General features: G+C 51.2%; 13 protein-coding genes. 1 reads left to right on the forward strand and 12 read right to left on the reverse strand.

Annotated features, from left to right (window positions below):
* Window positions 1-49 precede the first annotated feature (49 nt).
* Window positions 50-1,435 (forward strand): PhoH family protein, encoded by a 1,386-nt coding sequence (locus F3H20_RS13015; RefSeq protein WP_149735351.1) that lies wholly within the window; start codon window positions 50-52, stop codon window positions 1,433-1,435.
* Between the two features lie 282 nt (window positions 1,436-1,717).
* Here F3H20_RS13015 and F3H20_RS13020 read toward each other — a convergent pair whose 3' ends face one another.
* From F3H20_RS13020 to F3H20_RS13070, 12 genes are all read right to left on the reverse strand, one after another.
* Window positions 1,718-2,686, reverse strand: a complete 969-nt coding sequence (locus F3H20_RS13020) for a metal ABC transporter substrate-binding protein (protein ID WP_149735352.1) — start codon at window positions 2,684-2,686, stop codon at window positions 1,718-1,720.
* A 171-nt stretch (window positions 2,687-2,857) separates the two neighbouring features.
* A complete protein-coding gene (locus F3H20_RS19960; RefSeq protein ID WP_177173501.1) occupies window positions 2,858-3,001 on the reverse strand; it encodes a hypothetical protein in 144 nt (47 codons plus the stop codon).
* A gap of 124 nt (window positions 3,002-3,125) precedes the next feature.
* The gene (gene phoU, locus F3H20_RS13025) at window positions 3,126-3,785 is read right to left on the reverse strand and encodes a phosphate signaling complex protein PhoU (RefSeq protein WP_091745421.1); all 660 of its coding nucleotides are present in this window, start codon (window positions 3,783-3,785) and stop codon (window positions 3,126-3,128) included.
* A gap of 27 nt (window positions 3,786-3,812) precedes the next feature.
* Window positions 3,813-4,568, reverse strand: a complete 756-nt coding sequence (gene pstB, locus F3H20_RS13030; RefSeq protein WP_091745423.1) for a phosphate ABC transporter ATP-binding protein PstB — start codon at window positions 4,566-4,568, stop codon at window positions 3,813-3,815.
* Window positions 4,569-4,919: 351 nt separating this feature from the next.
* Window positions 4,920-5,612, reverse strand: coding sequence for a response regulator (locus tag F3H20_RS13035; protein ID WP_149735353.1), 693 nt, complete (start codon window positions 5,610-5,612; stop codon window positions 4,920-4,922).
* Between the two features lie 124 nt (window positions 5,613-5,736).
* Complete coding sequence (locus F3H20_RS13040; RefSeq protein WP_091745427.1) at window positions 5,737-6,009, reverse strand: HU family DNA-binding protein; 273 nt, start codon at window positions 6,007-6,009, stop codon at window positions 5,737-5,739.
* Window positions 6,010-6,115: 106 nt separating this feature from the next.
* Complete coding sequence (locus tag F3H20_RS13045) at window positions 6,116-7,597, reverse strand: bifunctional methyltransferase/pyrophosphohydrolase YabN (RefSeq protein ID WP_149735354.1); 1,482 nt, start codon at window positions 7,595-7,597, stop codon at window positions 6,116-6,118.
* 16 nt (window positions 7,598-7,613) lie between these two features.
* Window positions 7,614-9,212: a putative polysaccharide biosynthesis protein gene (locus tag F3H20_RS13050; RefSeq protein ID WP_149735355.1), complete on the reverse strand. Its 1,599-nt coding sequence runs from the start codon at window positions 9,210-9,212 to the stop codon at window positions 7,614-7,616.
* A 185-nt stretch (window positions 9,213-9,397) separates the two neighbouring features.
* On the reverse strand, window positions 9,398-9,964 hold the full coding sequence (gene spoVT, locus F3H20_RS13055; RefSeq protein ID WP_149735356.1) for a stage V sporulation protein T: 567 nt from the start codon (window positions 9,962-9,964) through the stop codon (window positions 9,398-9,400).
* A gap of 83 nt (window positions 9,965-10,047) precedes the next feature.
* Window positions 10,048-13,365, reverse strand: a complete 3,318-nt coding sequence (gene mfd / locus F3H20_RS13060; RefSeq protein ID WP_149735357.1) for a transcription-repair coupling factor — start codon at window positions 13,363-13,365, stop codon at window positions 10,048-10,050.
* Between the two features lie 110 nt (window positions 13,366-13,475).
* Window positions 13,476-13,715, reverse strand: coding sequence for an anti-sigma-F factor Fin (locus F3H20_RS13065; protein WP_149735358.1), 240 nt, complete (start codon window positions 13,713-13,715; stop codon window positions 13,476-13,478).
* Window positions 13,716-13,747: 32 nt separating this feature from the next.
* Window positions 13,748-14,134: a hypothetical protein gene (locus tag F3H20_RS13070; protein ID WP_149735359.1), complete on the reverse strand. Its 387-nt coding sequence runs from the start codon at window positions 14,132-14,134 to the stop codon at window positions 13,748-13,750.
* Window positions 14,135-14,388: the final 254 nt, after the last annotated feature.

Raw genomic sequence — 14,388 nt, forward strand, 5'->3', positions numbered from 1 at the left:
CATATACTGTATATAGGCAGGTCAATATTCTCAGGAAAGAGGGATTGTATTGAATAAGTATTACGTACTGGATACGAACGTACTGCTTCACTCTCCTCAGTCACTATTTGCTTTCAATGAACATACCGTCATTATTCCTGAAGTTGTTCTCGAAGAATTAGACCGCTTTAAAAGTGAATCCAGCGACCGCGGCGCCAACAGCCGCGAGGTCAGCCGGATTCTTGACCGGTTTCGCACACAAGGCAACCTGCTGGCCGGTGTTCCCTTTTCCGAGCAGGGAGGGAGCTTGCGCATCGAAACCAATCATCTGGACACCACACTGCCGCCTCATTGGGACCGCAGCAAAGGCGATAACCGTATTCTCCAGGTTTGCAAGGGCTTTATGGAACAAGGCCACCCCACTATCCTGGTAAGCCGTGATACCAATATGCGGGTCAAGGCGACCATTCTGAAGATACAGGCAGAGGATTACCTGAACGATAAAGTCGCCAGTATTGAAAAACAGTATACCGGCCGTCTGGTCGTATACACCTCCTCGGAGATCATCAATACCTTCCATGACGACGATGGGCATACCATTTCCCCCGAGGCTTTGTTCGTCTACGATGAACCCAGCCATACAATAGTTCCGGCGACACTGGAAACCAATCAGTTTCTCCTCATCAAGTCCACCGATAATGAGCGCCATACCGCGCTGGGACGGTTTGACGGAAAACAGGTCGTCCATCTTCGTTACGCCAACCGCAATCCTTTCGGCGTGATTCCCCGCAACATTGGCCAGATCTTTATGCAAGAGTGCTTGATGATGAGCGCCGCCGAAGCCCCGCTGGTCATTATCAAGGGGCCGGCCGGGACCGCCAAGACCTTCTACGCCCTGGCGGTGGGCCTCTATAAACAGCTCGAGTGCCGCCCCCGGGATTACCACCACCTCTTAATCTGCCGACCCAATATTCCGATGGATGAGGACATCGGATTTCTGCCCGGTTCGGAAAAAGAAAAAATTGATCCCTATATGAGGGCTATACGGGATAATCTCTTTTTGCTGCTGGCCGGCCACAATATGACGGAGGCCAAGGAAATCGCCCAGGCTGAGGACACCGTGCAAATGCTGTTTGACAAACGGACCATTCAAACCGAAGCACTGGCTTATCAGCGGGGGCGTTCGCTGCAAAAATACTGGATGATCCTGGACGAAATGCAAAACTCCACGCCCCGGCAGGCTAAAGGGGTGATCACCCGTCCCGGGCTGGGCACGAAAATCATTCTGCTGGGCGACCCGGAACAAATTGACCATCCTTTCCTCGACAGCCGCTCCAACGGCCTGTCCTATGCCAGTGAAAAAATGCGCGGTTCCAAACTATGCTTCCAGGTAACGCTGCAGCATGACGAGTGCGAGCGGTCACCGCTGGCTGCCGAAGCAGCCCTGCGCTTATAAAAAAGAGGTTGTTGCAAGTTATTGCAACAACCTCTTTCCGTTCCCCGTTTTGGCCTTTTCCGGAAACATACGTTCCGAAGGATGAAAAATTGCTGGCTTCCGTTAAGAAATCCGTTTGTTTGAGCGAAGCGAGTTTACGGATTTTAGGAGGCCGACAATTTTTCAAGTATGTTGGAGGACAGGCCTAGCCTTTTTGGTCCTTTTGGGGCAATGCCAAAAGGACGACAAGCTATTTTGCCACACATCTGGCCTGTTACCAGCAAATAATATCACCACAGAGATTTATTCCTGCAGCGCCTTTTTCAGGTTAACCAGATTCTCCCGCATAACGGTCACATAGTTTTTACCTTGCTTCAATTCGTCTTCGCCGAGACTCTCTACCGGATTAAGCACCAACAGGCCGGCACCGGTTTCTTTCGAGATGGTCTGGGCCAGCTTGGGGCTGACAACGGTCTCGAAGAATATGTATTTTACGTTATGTTCGCGGCAGAACTGCACCACATTGGCCATTTTTTCCGGCGTCGGTTCACTGTCCGGCGAAAGTCCCATGATGGCAACCTGCTGCAGATTGTACCGTTTAGCCAGATAGCCAAAGGCGGCATGACTTGTAACAATATCCCGGCTGGACACGTTGGCCAGCGTCGTCCGGTATTCCTGATCCAAAGCTTGCAATTCGGCTTTGAATTTTTCGCCGTTCTGTTCATAATATGCCTTATTCTCAGGATCAGCCTCACTCAGGGCCTGCACAATCGTATCCACTTCCTGCTGAGCCGCAACAGGGTCCAGCCATACGTGAACATCCATATGTTCATGCTGGGCGTCTTTAGCCGCATGCTTCGCTTCCTGCCCGTCAGCTTCCTCCTCTTCGGCCGGTCCTTCCATCAGTTGAATACCCCGGCTGACCTCCACGGCCTTCGCGTCCCCCAGCACATCCGGCTTTAGCAGCTTATCCACTGGTTCCAATCCGGCATTCTGGTATAAAAAGAGTTTGGCGGTCTTTATCTTGGCCAGGTCTTTAGGACTTGGCTCCCAGTCGTGAGGTTCGGCACCGGGCGGAATGAGCATGCTGACCTCTGCCTTATCACCGGCTACCTGCCTGGCAAACTCATACACCGGATACATGGTGGTCACTACCTTCAGGCCCGAACCCGCCGTAGCGGTACTGTCGGCCTGTTTGCCGCAGCCTGAGAGAAAAAGCGCTCCGGCCGCCACAACTGCCACAATCATCCATACTAAGCGAACTGACTTCATAACATCCTCCTTGATCTTTGGTTAATAAGAATATTCTTATTAAAGTATAGAGTAAAAAAAATCCTTCGTCAAGCTAGATGAGAATTTTTTTCGTTTAGCTTGACAAGCAACCCCCCGGCCTCAGCCGGGGGGTTGCAAGAAGGTTAATGATATATCCGAAAAAAAGTGTCCTTAATCCAGCAGTTCATCCTTTACATATTTTGCTGCCGAGTAAAGCAGAACTCCTGCCGCCACCATTTTCACAATGGCGGGCATATCCATATCGGAATGCCGGCGTCTGGAACAATGACGTTGTTTTATCATTCTTTCAAACATAACACCACCTCCTCAGCTACTATTGTAACCAATCTTGAATGCTGGCAGACAAGAAAAAAATGTGAATTTATCCGATGGCTAAGCCTCGGAGGATGCCAAAACACCCGCCGAAGCAAGTCTCCGTCTACTTTTTGCGAAGCCGTTCGCCGGTAGCCAGATAAATCGTCCACTCGGCAATGTTGGTGGCATGATCGGCAATGCGCTCCAGGTATCTGGCCACAAACAGAATTTGCGTGGCCTGGCTGATGGTGGCCGGCTTTTCCATCATGTAAGTCAACAGTTCGCGAACAACCTGATGATACAGTGAATCCACTGCATCGTCAGCCTGGCACACTTCCTCCGACTGCGCTACATTCAATGTCGTATAGGCCTCCAGCGAATCCTGCAGCATCTTTTGAGCCAGTTTGGCCATGCGCGGTATATCCATCAATGGCTTAATTAACGGCTCATCGGCAATTTTCAGAGTGATTTTAGCAATATCATATGCATGGTCTCCCATGCGCTCCAAATCAGTAGTAATCTTCAGCCCGGTGCCGATGATGCGAAGATCGCGGGCCAGCGGCTGCTGCCGGGCGATTAAGACCATGCACTTGTCCTCAATATCAATTTCCAGCCCGTCGATGGCGTCATCCCCTTCCATGACCTTACGGGCCAGGGCGCGGTCCTGGGTAGAAAGGGAGAGCACCGCTTCTTCAATCGCCCGGACCACCATATGGCCCATTTGCAAAATCTCCTGTCGCAGCGCCTCCAATTCCTGATTATAACCTTGTCTGGTACTTGGCATGCTTTTCCCTCCTCCAAAGCGTTCTCATTAACCGAACCGCCCGGTAATATAATCCTCGGTCCGTTTATCCTGCGGCTTGGTAAAAATAGCATCGGTCTTGCCGTGCTCCACCAGTTCGCCGTTTAAGAAAAAGGCGGTCTGATCCGATACCCGGGCCGCCTGCTGCATATTATGCGTTACCATAATGATGGTATACCTGTTTTTCAGCTCGGTAACCAATTCTTCAATCTTCATCGTCGATATGGGATCAAGAGCCGAACAGGGTTCGTCCATCAGCAGCACTTCCGGTTCTACAGCCAGCAGACGGGCGATACAGAGACGCTGTTGCTGGCCGCCTGACATACCCATAGCCGACTGATGCAGGCGGTCTTTCACCTCTTCCCACAACGCCGCGCCTGTGAGGCTACGTTCCACAATATCGGCCAGCGTCGCTTTATTGGTGATGCCATGAATCCGCGGCCCGTAAGCGACATTATCAAAAATCGACATGGGAAAGGGATTGGGGCGCTGAAATACCATCCCCACCCGTTTGCGCAGCATAACCACGTCGGTTCCCGGCTGCAGCACATTCACGCCGTCCAATAAAATCTCGCCTTCGATCCGGACATTCTCGACCAGATCATTCATCCGGTTGATTGTCTTAATAAAGGTGGATTTACCGCAACCCGACGGTCCGATCAGGGCCAGCACACTGTTTTTTACCACACCGAGGGAAATCTTCTTCAACGCCAGCATATCCCCATAATATAACTTCAATTTATTCGCCTGTATTTTATAGTCCATTTTGACTATACCCTCCTGCTAGCGGACCGTCTACATAGATGGTCCACCAGGTGTTTTGAGCGGTGTTGCCGCCTATATTGTGCACTATACCATAAATGCAGGGGCCTGATTGTTAAGTTTTGATTAAAATTAAAAAAGCGCGAACCGGCCGGATGTAATCCTTAGGTTCGCGCTGATGCTGTAAGTACTAGGGAATCGCTGATTTAATGAGCCGGCCTGGCGAGAGATTTTTTCGTCCGGCCAGGAAGTAAAATCGCAGGAATAGCAGTCTCTATTTCAAGGCTTTACTTGACGTAGCCAGACGGAAAAAAATCCGGCCAGGATGTGCTGTGTGAACAAGTCAGCGGTTCCCTAGATTTCCCGGAACCGGTAACCGACACCGCGCACTGTTTCAATCGCCTCGGCAACCTCGCTGTCTTCCGCCAGCTTGGCCCGCAGGTGCCGGACATGGACGTCGACCGTCCGGGTATCGCCAAAGTACTCATAGCCCCATACTTTTTCGAGAAGCTGTTCTCTGGTATATACTTTCCCGATATTTGTAACAAATAATTTCAAAAGTTCATATTCCTTCGGGGTAAGTTCCAGCTTTGTCTTGTTGAGAAACACTTCATAACGGCTGAAGTGAAACCGCAGACGGCTAACGGTAAGCTCACCAGTGCCGGCCGGCTCCTTCTGACTGCGCCGCAGCACGGCCTTTACCCGGGCCACCAGTTCACGGGGACTGAACGGCTTGGTCATATAATCATCAGCCCCCAGCTCAAGACCGATGATCTTATCAATCTCTTCTGTCTTGGCTGTCAGCATAATAATCGGAATACCGGCCGTAGCCTGTTGGCTCTTTAGGCTCCGGCACACCTCCAGACCATCCAGTTCGGGCAGCATCAAGTCAAGCACGATCAAATCCGGCTTGTTCTGTCGGGCCGTCTGTAAAGCAACAGTCCCGTTATCCGCCTCTAAAACCGCGTACCCTTCCTTTTGCAAATTAAACTTTACCAGCTCCCGTATGGCTACTTCATCATCGACTACAAGAATGTTGCCTGTCATGTCATCACTACTCCTTACTGACTGGCCAGTTATCAGAGGTGTCATGAATAATATGGCATTCATGGTGCTTTCATTTAAATAAAAACCAGGTTAGATAACCTGGTTTTTGAGACTGCCACTTATTTTAATTCACGGCATCCTTTAAGCCTTTGCCAGCCTTGAAGACCGGGTTTTTAGAAGCCGGAATAGTAATCTCGGCACCGGTTTGAGGATTACGGCCCTTTCTTTCTTCACGGGTTTTTACCTCGAAAGTACCAAACCCGATCACCTGTACTTTATCATTCTGGGCCAAAGCTTCTTCAATAGTAGTAAACAGGGCGTTGATGGCCTTCTCTGCATCCTTCTTGGTTAAATCGGATTTTTCAGCAACGCTGGCTACTAATTCAGTTTTATTCACAAATCCATCCTCCTCACGAAAATCGTTACGAATAGCATTATTCGCTGTTCATATTTTTATTCCTGTCTAATAGCAAAAAATTTACCTAAAATCAGTAATTTTTTTATTATTTTTTGGAAAATTCCCCGTTTTTCACCTCATCTTTCTTCGCTTGCTCCCAAAATTCATCTAATTCAGCCAGTGTAAACTTGTCCCAACTGCAATTAGCAAGGGTTACCTGCCGTTCGACATAAGCAAACCGATTAACAAATTTATTGTTCGTCCGGGTCAAGGCAATTTCCGCATCAACGGTTAAAAAGCGCGCCAGATTGACGACGGTAAACAGGACATCACCCAATTCCTCTTCCACAGCCGGACCCTGACCTTCCTGCACGGCTTCCCGCAGCTCAGCAAGTTCCTCCGATAATTTTTCCCAAACAGGAGCAATATTATCCCAATCGAAGCCAACTTTAGCTGCTTTTGCCTGCAATTTGGCCGCCCGCGCCAGGGCTGGAAAATGAATTGGAATGCCGTCGAGCACCGACTTTTGTCCGGCATGGCTTTTTTCCCGTTTTTTGATGGCTTCCCAGTTGACCACCACTTCCGCGGCGTCCCGTACCGAAATGTCGCCAAACACGTGAGGATGGCGACGGATCATCTTTTCCACCACCTGGTCAACCACATCCTGCATAGAAAAAGCACCGGTTTCTTCCGCCACTCGGGCGTGAAAGACAATCTGCAGCAAAAGATCGCCCAACTCTTCGCACAGCTTGTCCCGGTCACCCAGTTCGATAGCCTCCAGAACCTCATAGACTTCTTCCAACAGGTATTTCCGCAGGGTGGCATGATCCTGTTCCCGGTCCCATACACAGCCTTCCGGTGAACGCAGCTTGGCCATGACCTCTACCAGCGGCTCTACGCTAAACCGCTGCTGCGTATCCGGCACGGCAGGCACGTACACGCTGGTCAGATGATCAATAAACGGCAGCCTGTCCAGTTCATACAGCGGCACCGTCAGCAGCTTTTCATCCGTCAGTCCCAGATTTTGCACGACGGTGATCAACACATCGTCGGGGTAAAAATCCATTAAGGACAGCTTGGTTTCCGAAGCTACCTGGCGATTGTAAACCTGTGTCACCACCAGTGCCGTCCGCCGATCCGGTGCCACCTGCCCGATATCGGCCGCATCCAGCACGGTAATGCCGTCAATCGGATCAACCCCCAGTCGGGTGTACAGGACCTCCAGAAAGCTCATGCCCGGCAAGACCGTTACCGGGATGTTCCGCTCCTTGGCCATTTGCTGAATAAGCGTTACCGTTTTTTCAGCAACCAGCGGACTGCCCGGCACGGCGTAAACCACTGACTTCTCGACCGCCTGCCACAGACAATCGGCCGCGATCGCCTCATAGACTTCAGCAAAACTGTCTTTTTCCTCATACAGGTAATCATAGCTGATAAACCGGATACCCCGCTTCTCCAGCTCGTTTACCGTCGGATGCTTGGCCGTGCGCAGCAGCAAGGAGTCCGCTTGCGTAAGCCGTTCCAGCGTATCGAGTGTCAAAAGACCGAAAGAGCCTGGTCCCAGACCGATGATAGTAATATCCCCCATAATATGCCATTCTCCTTTATTTTTTCTTAAATAATTGCAAGTGTCTCAGCAGCTTTGCCAAAAAGGTCCCTGCCTTAGGAATTCCCGCCACATCCCGTTCTTCAACACCGCCCAGCAGCAGCAGGCTGGCGCCGTACACCAGACTGCCTGCCGCAATCGCCGCCAGTGTCGCCATGGTATTATTCAGCCAGGCGGACATGGCCGCATCATATGTATATATTACCATAATACTCATCAGGATAGTGGCCATAATCGTTTTTGCCATATTACCAAGCCTTGGGCAAAAGCCGGTGTACCGGTAGACAAAATACAAATTGAGCAGGGCGCCTACTGCAAAGTCCACATTAGTGGCCCAGGCAGCTCCCTGAATGCCCAGCGCCGGCAGCGCCGTCAGATACCAGCTCAACCCAATTTTTACGGATGCCGCGATCAGCATATTGACCAGCGGTATAGCCGTACGTCCCAACCCCTGCAGCACGCCGGTGCTAACCTGATGGATGCCCAGAAAAACAACACCAATAGACAAAACCCGCAGTGAAATTCCCGCTTCCGGCGCGTCATAGAGCATCGCCGAGATGGGTGTGGCCAACAGATACATCCCGGCAAAGCTGGGAATGGTAATCAGATTGGCGATTTTGATTGCCTTGGCTACCCGGCTTTGGATATGGCCGCTGTTTTTCAGCGTAAACGCCTCCGCCACCGAAGGGACCAGGCTGGCAGCCAGCGAGCCGGTCAGGATGGTCGGCAGATTGATCAGAGCCGTCGCCATACCGGTCAGATAGCCAAACAGTTCTGTCGCCTCCTGAATGGAAAATCCCGCCGCTTCCAGACGGGCCGGCACAATTAAAAGGTCGATGCTGGATACAACCGGCAGCATAATATTGGCCAACGATACAGGCAAAGCCAATTTCACAATCCGCTTCATAATCCGCCAGCCCGAATCACGGGCATTCATCGTTTCCCGTGGCTGCGACAGATATGGCCGGCGATGCCAATAATAGTACATCAGCACAACCAAACCGGCCGCCGCCCCGGGAGCCGCCCCGAAACTGGCGCCAGCCGCCGCATATTCAAGGCCCTGCGGCATCAGCACATAGGCCAGCCAAACCATGACCGCCACCCGCACCAGTTGCTCCACAATCTGCGATACCGCGGTCGGCGTCATTTGCTGCAAGCCCTGGAAGTATCCCCGGTAGCTGGACAGCACGGTTACAAAAAAAATAGCCGGCGCCAAGGCGGCAATGGCGTAATACGCCCGGGCGTCTCTGATCAACTGGTACTCGACAAGCCAGCCGGCTCCCCAATATAACAGCAGACTGGACATTAGGCCGGTAACCGCCAGCACACTCCAGGATATCCGAAATACCCGGTTGGCGCCGCTGATATCACGGACAGCAATTTTTTCGGCCACCATAATGGAAATGGCAATCGGAATGCCCGCCGACGACAGGCTCAGCGCCAGCAAATAGATCGGATAAGCCATTTGATATAAACCAATGCCTTCACCGCCCAGCAGCCGGGATAATAAAATACGGTTCACAGAACCGATCAGTTTCACGATAATCCCGGCAGCCGTGAGGATTAAGGCACCGCGCAGAAAATTATCTTTGCTCACACCATTCTCCCTCTCTGTTTCCACCTCCTTACTAATATATTGAACCCCTACGGTAAAATATCCCTGCTATCGAAAAATTCCCGCTCGCCGGCCCGGGTTTCATAGGAGGGAGCCAACGGAACCCTCTGGCGGTGATATAAAAAAGTAGCGAACAAAGGTCCGCTACCTGTTGATCACCTATTCAATTATTGCGACATCTGCTTAGCCAAAAAGCCTGCTGCTGTTTCGGCCAGCTTGGTTTCCATATCGGCCATCTGGACACCCGCCTGTTTGGAACAGATCACCACCGCACCGATTGCATCACCTTCCACAATAATCGGGGCAATGACTTCCGCCGTAAACTTGCAGGTTTCCCCCTCATCGCAGACAGTAACACAATCCTTGCCATTCTTGCTTTCGCCGGGATTATTAATCAGCACGGTCTTACGTTCTTCCATGACCTTTTCAATGGCCGGTCCCAGCGGCTTATTGAGAAATTCTTTCTTTGACGCCCCTGCCACGGCTACGATATTGTCTCTGTCGGCAATCAGAATGATCTGTCCGATTGCTTCATACAAAGAGTCGGCGTACTCCTTCGCAAAATCCCCTAATTCTCCTACCGGAGAATACTTCTTTAAAATGACTTCTCCCTCACGGTCCACATATATCTCTAACGGATCACCTTCACGAATCCTTAATGTTCGTCTGATTTCTTTCGGGATTACTACTCTGCCAAGGTCATCAATTCTTCTAACAATACCAGTTGCTTTCACCAGTATCCCCCCTTTTCAAACAGTATTTGACATTTCAGTTCAGTGATAGTATATATCCTGCATAACACTTTTATTCATGACCTTCAAGCCGGTAAAAAACGATCTGTCGACGAGATAACCGCCGGATTTTCAAGCAATTCAAGTTTTTTCAGCAACCAGGGGCACAGGGATTTATCAGATAATTTTGCTGTTTTTACCTGTATGCTGCCTGGCGGTCCGGGAAACATGGTAACCCGGCCGGGCAGGCTTTCTTTCAGCGCCAGAATCCGCTCAATCTCCACATTCGGCTTCTCGCTGAACGTCATATCAATATAATGGGGTTTCTGAATAATCGCCCGGATACCCAACTGACGGGCCTTATTTTTCATGCGGGCAATGGTTAAGAGATTCATGACGCATTCCGGCGGTTCACCGAAACGGTCGATCAGTTCATCCAGCAACTCGTTCAAATGCTCGTCGCTGCGGCTGGCGGCAATCCGCTGATATATTTCTATTTTATGCATGGCATCGCTGATATAGTCACCGGTAATATAAGCTTCCACCTGAAATTCAAGCACCGGTTCCACCGGCACTTCCACTGTTTTACCTGTTTTCAGTTCCTGAATCGCCTCATCCAGCATGTGGCAGTACATTTCAAAACCGACATTGACGATATGCCCATGCTGCTGCGCACCTAATATATTACCTGCCCCCCGGATTTCCAAATCCCGCATGGCGATCTTGAAGCCGGCTCCCAGTTCGGTAAACTCCTTAATGGCTTGCAGGCGCTTTTCCGCCACTTCGGTCAGCACCTTGTCCTGCCGGTAGGTAAAATAGGCAAACGCCATTTGGTGGGACCGTCCCACCCGGCCCCGCATCTGGTAAAGCTGAGAGAGGCCGAAATAATCGGCGTCATAAATAATGATGGTATTGGCATTGGGTACATCCAGCCCGTTCTCGATGATACTGGTGCAGACCAGTACATCGTCATGGCCCTCATAAAAGTCAAGCATTACCTGCTCCAAGAGTTCTTCCGGCATTTGCCCGTGAGCGCATTTAATCTTGGCATCAGGCAGCATATCACTTAAATGCTTCGCCATTTTGTCGATGGTCTGCACCCGGTTATACACAAAGTACACCTGCCCGCCCCGTTTCAGTTCCCGTTTAATGGCCTCACGAATCATTTCGTCATGATATTCAACCACATAGCTCTGGACCGGGAACCGGTTTTCCGGCGGCGTTTCAATAATGCTCATGTCCCGCGCACCGACCAGCGACATATGCAAGGTACGGGGAATCGGTGTGGCGCTCAGCGTCAGCACGTCAATCCCGGTACTCCATTTTTTTAGTTTTTCCTTTTGGGCCACACCGAAGCGCTGCTCCTCATCGACGACCAGCAGGCCGATATCCTTAAATACCAGATCGGAATTTAAGATTCGGTGCGTCCCGATCAAGATGTCAACCTGACCGGCTGCCAGCTTTCTCAACGTTTCTTTCTGTTCCTTGGCGCTGCGAAACCGGCTAATCACATCTACCGTCGGCCCAAAGCCGGATATGCGGGAGCTAAAGGTCTGGAAATGCTGCTGGGCCAGTACGGTGGTCGGCACCAGCACCGCCACCTGCTTGCCGCTCATAACCGCTTTAAAGGCCGCCCGGATGGCTACCTCGGTCTTGCCGAAACCGACGTCACCGCACAGCAGGCGATCCATGGGGCGCTGCTTTTCCATATCGGTTTTAATTTCCTTGATAGCCTCCAACTGGTCGGGAGTTTCCTCAAAGGGAAAAGCGTCTTCAAACTCCTTCTGCCAGGGAGTATCCGGCTCAAAGGCAAAGCCCGGCAGCACCTGCCGCTCGGCATAGAGTGCCACCAGTTCCCTGGCAATATCGGCAACCGCCGCCTTGGCCCGGCTCTTGACCTTCAACCACTCGCTGCCGCCCATACGGTGCAAACGCGGGATTTCACCTTCGGCACCGATATACTTTTGCAGCAAATGAACCTGATCGGTGGGCACATACAGTTTGTCTTCCCCGGCATAGCGGATATGCAGATAGTCCTTGTGGATACCGCCGACATCCAGCGTCTCCACCCCGACATATTTCCCAATGCCGTGATTGACGTGCACTACATAGTCCCCGACATTAATATCACGGAAATAGGTAATTTTCTTTTCCTTGGCCACTCTGAGACGGGGCTTTTTCTTTTGCCGTCCGAAGATATCCAGTTCGGTAACGACCGCCAGCCGGGCCTGCGGCAATTCAAAGCCGGTGTGCAGCACGCCGGTGGCAATCAGCACCGTATCGACACTCTTGGCCGTCAACTCATCGCCAACAACCGACTTAATGCCGGCCTGCGTCAAATTCTGCTGCATGGCGGCCGCCTTGTCCCGGGAGGACAGCAAAATAACCGGCAAGACCTTCCGCTCCAGCCAGCTTTTCAATTCGCTGAAAAACATATCCATTTGCTTGTGAAAGGGTGCAATCCCCTTGGCAGTAATGCCGGTAATCCGCGCCGGCTCAGTTTGCGGTGTTTTTTGCAGCATCAGCGACAGATAAACGACAGAATACTGTTTGGCCGCATTGGCCAGATCGGTCCAGCCAAAGACCTTTCGTTTGAGTTCGGGGTTTTCTTTAACAACCTGGCTGACCTGTTCCCGGATACGTGCCGGTTCATCGAACACCACTGTTCCGCCCGGCGGCAGATAGGAGAAAAATGCCGCCGGCTTTCCTTCATAGACCGGTTCTAAGAGCGGCAGAATATCCACCTGCTCTAGATTGTCCACTGACCGTTGCGTCGCCGCGTCAAAGGCACGCAGCGAATCCACCTCATCACCAAACAACTCCAGCCGGACAGGCAGTGATTGGTTTACCGCAAAAATATCAATAATGCCGCCGCGGGCCGAAAACTGGCCCATGCTATCCACCTGATCAACCCGTTCATAACCTAACTGCACCAATGAATTCAAAAGTTGCTCCCGGTTGATCTCGTCATGAATGCTCAAGGACAGCCGGCTGTTTAAGAACTCCTGACGGGGCGGCGCCTTTTGGATAGCCGCCTGGGCCGTAGCCAGCACGATCATGATATCGCCCCGGGCTATGCGGCCCAGCACATTCATCCGGCGGGCAAATAATTCGGCGCTTTTAGCCGTCACAGTAAAGGTTACGATATCAATAACCGGCAGTTCCACTACCTCTACGGCAGGCAGCAGCGTCGCCAAATCCTCCCGGATTTGCTCCAGATTGTCATAGGTTCCCGTGACCACGACCAGCGAACGGGGCTTGGCTAAAAAGGCGGTCGCCAGCAGCAGGCTTTTTTGACTGCCCGTAACCCCGTATACCAGACTTTGTTCTTTTTCCGATGTAAATCCGGCAACAGCTTGCATCAGCGCCGGATCGTTCTGAACCATTTCTGTTAAAATTTTCATAAGCACCTCTCGTCCCACAGCAAAAAGAGGCTTTAGCCAGTGCTAAAGCCCTAGTAAGTATGTTGATCCCTCATCGGGATGAGCTCTACCCTTATTGTATATTGTACTCATTAATGCAAAAATCTATGACCGGTTCCCTTGTCACCCGAATCCTGGAAACCCAGATACTCGATGCACTTATCGCAAAGCGATTGCACCTGCATGACGCCGGCGGCTGTATCGACTTTAATTATATCCTGGCGTTCTTTTGCCGTCAAGCAATCAAAGCCAAACTTCGCATCATCCACCTCTTCGACTTCAATTTCATCGATCGGCTCACCGCAGCAATCGCAAGTATAATAGATTCTCACGTTCTCGCGCCTCCACTGTCAGACTAAAATTCCTACGAAACCCGCAGCCGCTTGACCGCCAAAAGGTTCCAGGCCAGGTGCAACACAATCGCACCGGTCAAAGCCAGTCCAATCTGCCCTGTTTCCCGTAAGGTTACAACGGTCGCGCCACCAAACAGACTATGCCCGGCGACACTAAGCAAGGCCGCCTTACTCCGCCCCCTGCCGCCGGTCAGCCAATCATAGCCGGCCTCAATCAGACCAAATACGGCATGGGTCAAAAAAATATCGGCTCCCAAATAAAAGGATAGCAGTGTCTTGGCACTTTCTTCGATGACAGGACTGTAAGTAATCACCGTTTTTACTCCGATACGAGTTAGCAGCGCCTTATTGACAATAAAGCTCAGCGCCGCCATCAGCACAGCGATCAAGTAAGCCATTTCCAGCCTCCAAAGAAAACTGAGTGGTCCATTTACTGCAAATGGACCACTTCTCTCACCATTTAATCCTAGCATTTCCCATCTGCCTGCAATTTATACTTACCGTGGTCCACCAACCTTGAAAACAGAAACTGCTGACAGTAAAAATTGGGCGGACCACTAGTGTCTTGGCAAAGTTATGAATTAGAATTATACAGTATAGATTTTTCTGCAATGCAAGGCGGAGGAGGCGCGCATATCGGCCATATGTAAGC

The sequence above is a fragment of the Propionispora hippei DSM 15287 genome (genome assembly GCF_900141835.1).
In the GTDB taxonomy this organism is placed as follows: Bacteria; Bacillota; Negativicutes; order Propionisporales; family Propionisporaceae; genus Propionispora; species Propionispora hippei.

Bases quoted from the DNA above. Each gene is read 5' to 3' on its own strand.
- F3H20_RS13070 (WP_149735359.1), bottom strand. From the start codon at position 14,134: ATGGCTTACTTGATCGCTGTGCTGATGGCGGCGCTGAGCTTTATTGTC.
- F3H20_RS13020 (WP_149735352.1), bottom strand. From the start codon at position 2,686: ATGAAGTCAGTTCGCTTAGTATGGATGATTGTGGCAGTTGTGGCGGCC.
- F3H20_RS13035 (WP_149735353.1), bottom strand. From the start codon at position 5,612: ATGACAGGCAACATTCTTGTAGTCGATGATGAAGTAGCCATACGGGAG.
- F3H20_RS19960 (WP_177173501.1), bottom strand. From the start codon at position 3,001: ATGTTTGAAAGAATGATAAAACAACGTCATTGTTCCAGACGCCGGCAT.
- F3H20_RS13045 (WP_149735354.1), bottom strand. From the start codon at position 7,597: ATGGGGGATATTACTATCATCGGTCTGGGACCAGGCTCTTTCGGTCTT.
- pstB (WP_091745423.1), bottom strand. From the start codon at position 4,568: ATGGACTATAAAATACAGGCGAATAAATTGAAGTTATATTATGGGGAT.
- phoU (WP_091745421.1), bottom strand. From the start codon at position 3,785: ATGCCAAGTACCAGACAAGGTTATAATCAGGAATTGGAGGCGCTGCGA.
- mfd (WP_149735357.1), bottom strand. From the start codon at position 13,365: ATGAAAATTTTAACAGAAATGGTTCAGAACGATCCGGCGCTGATGCAA.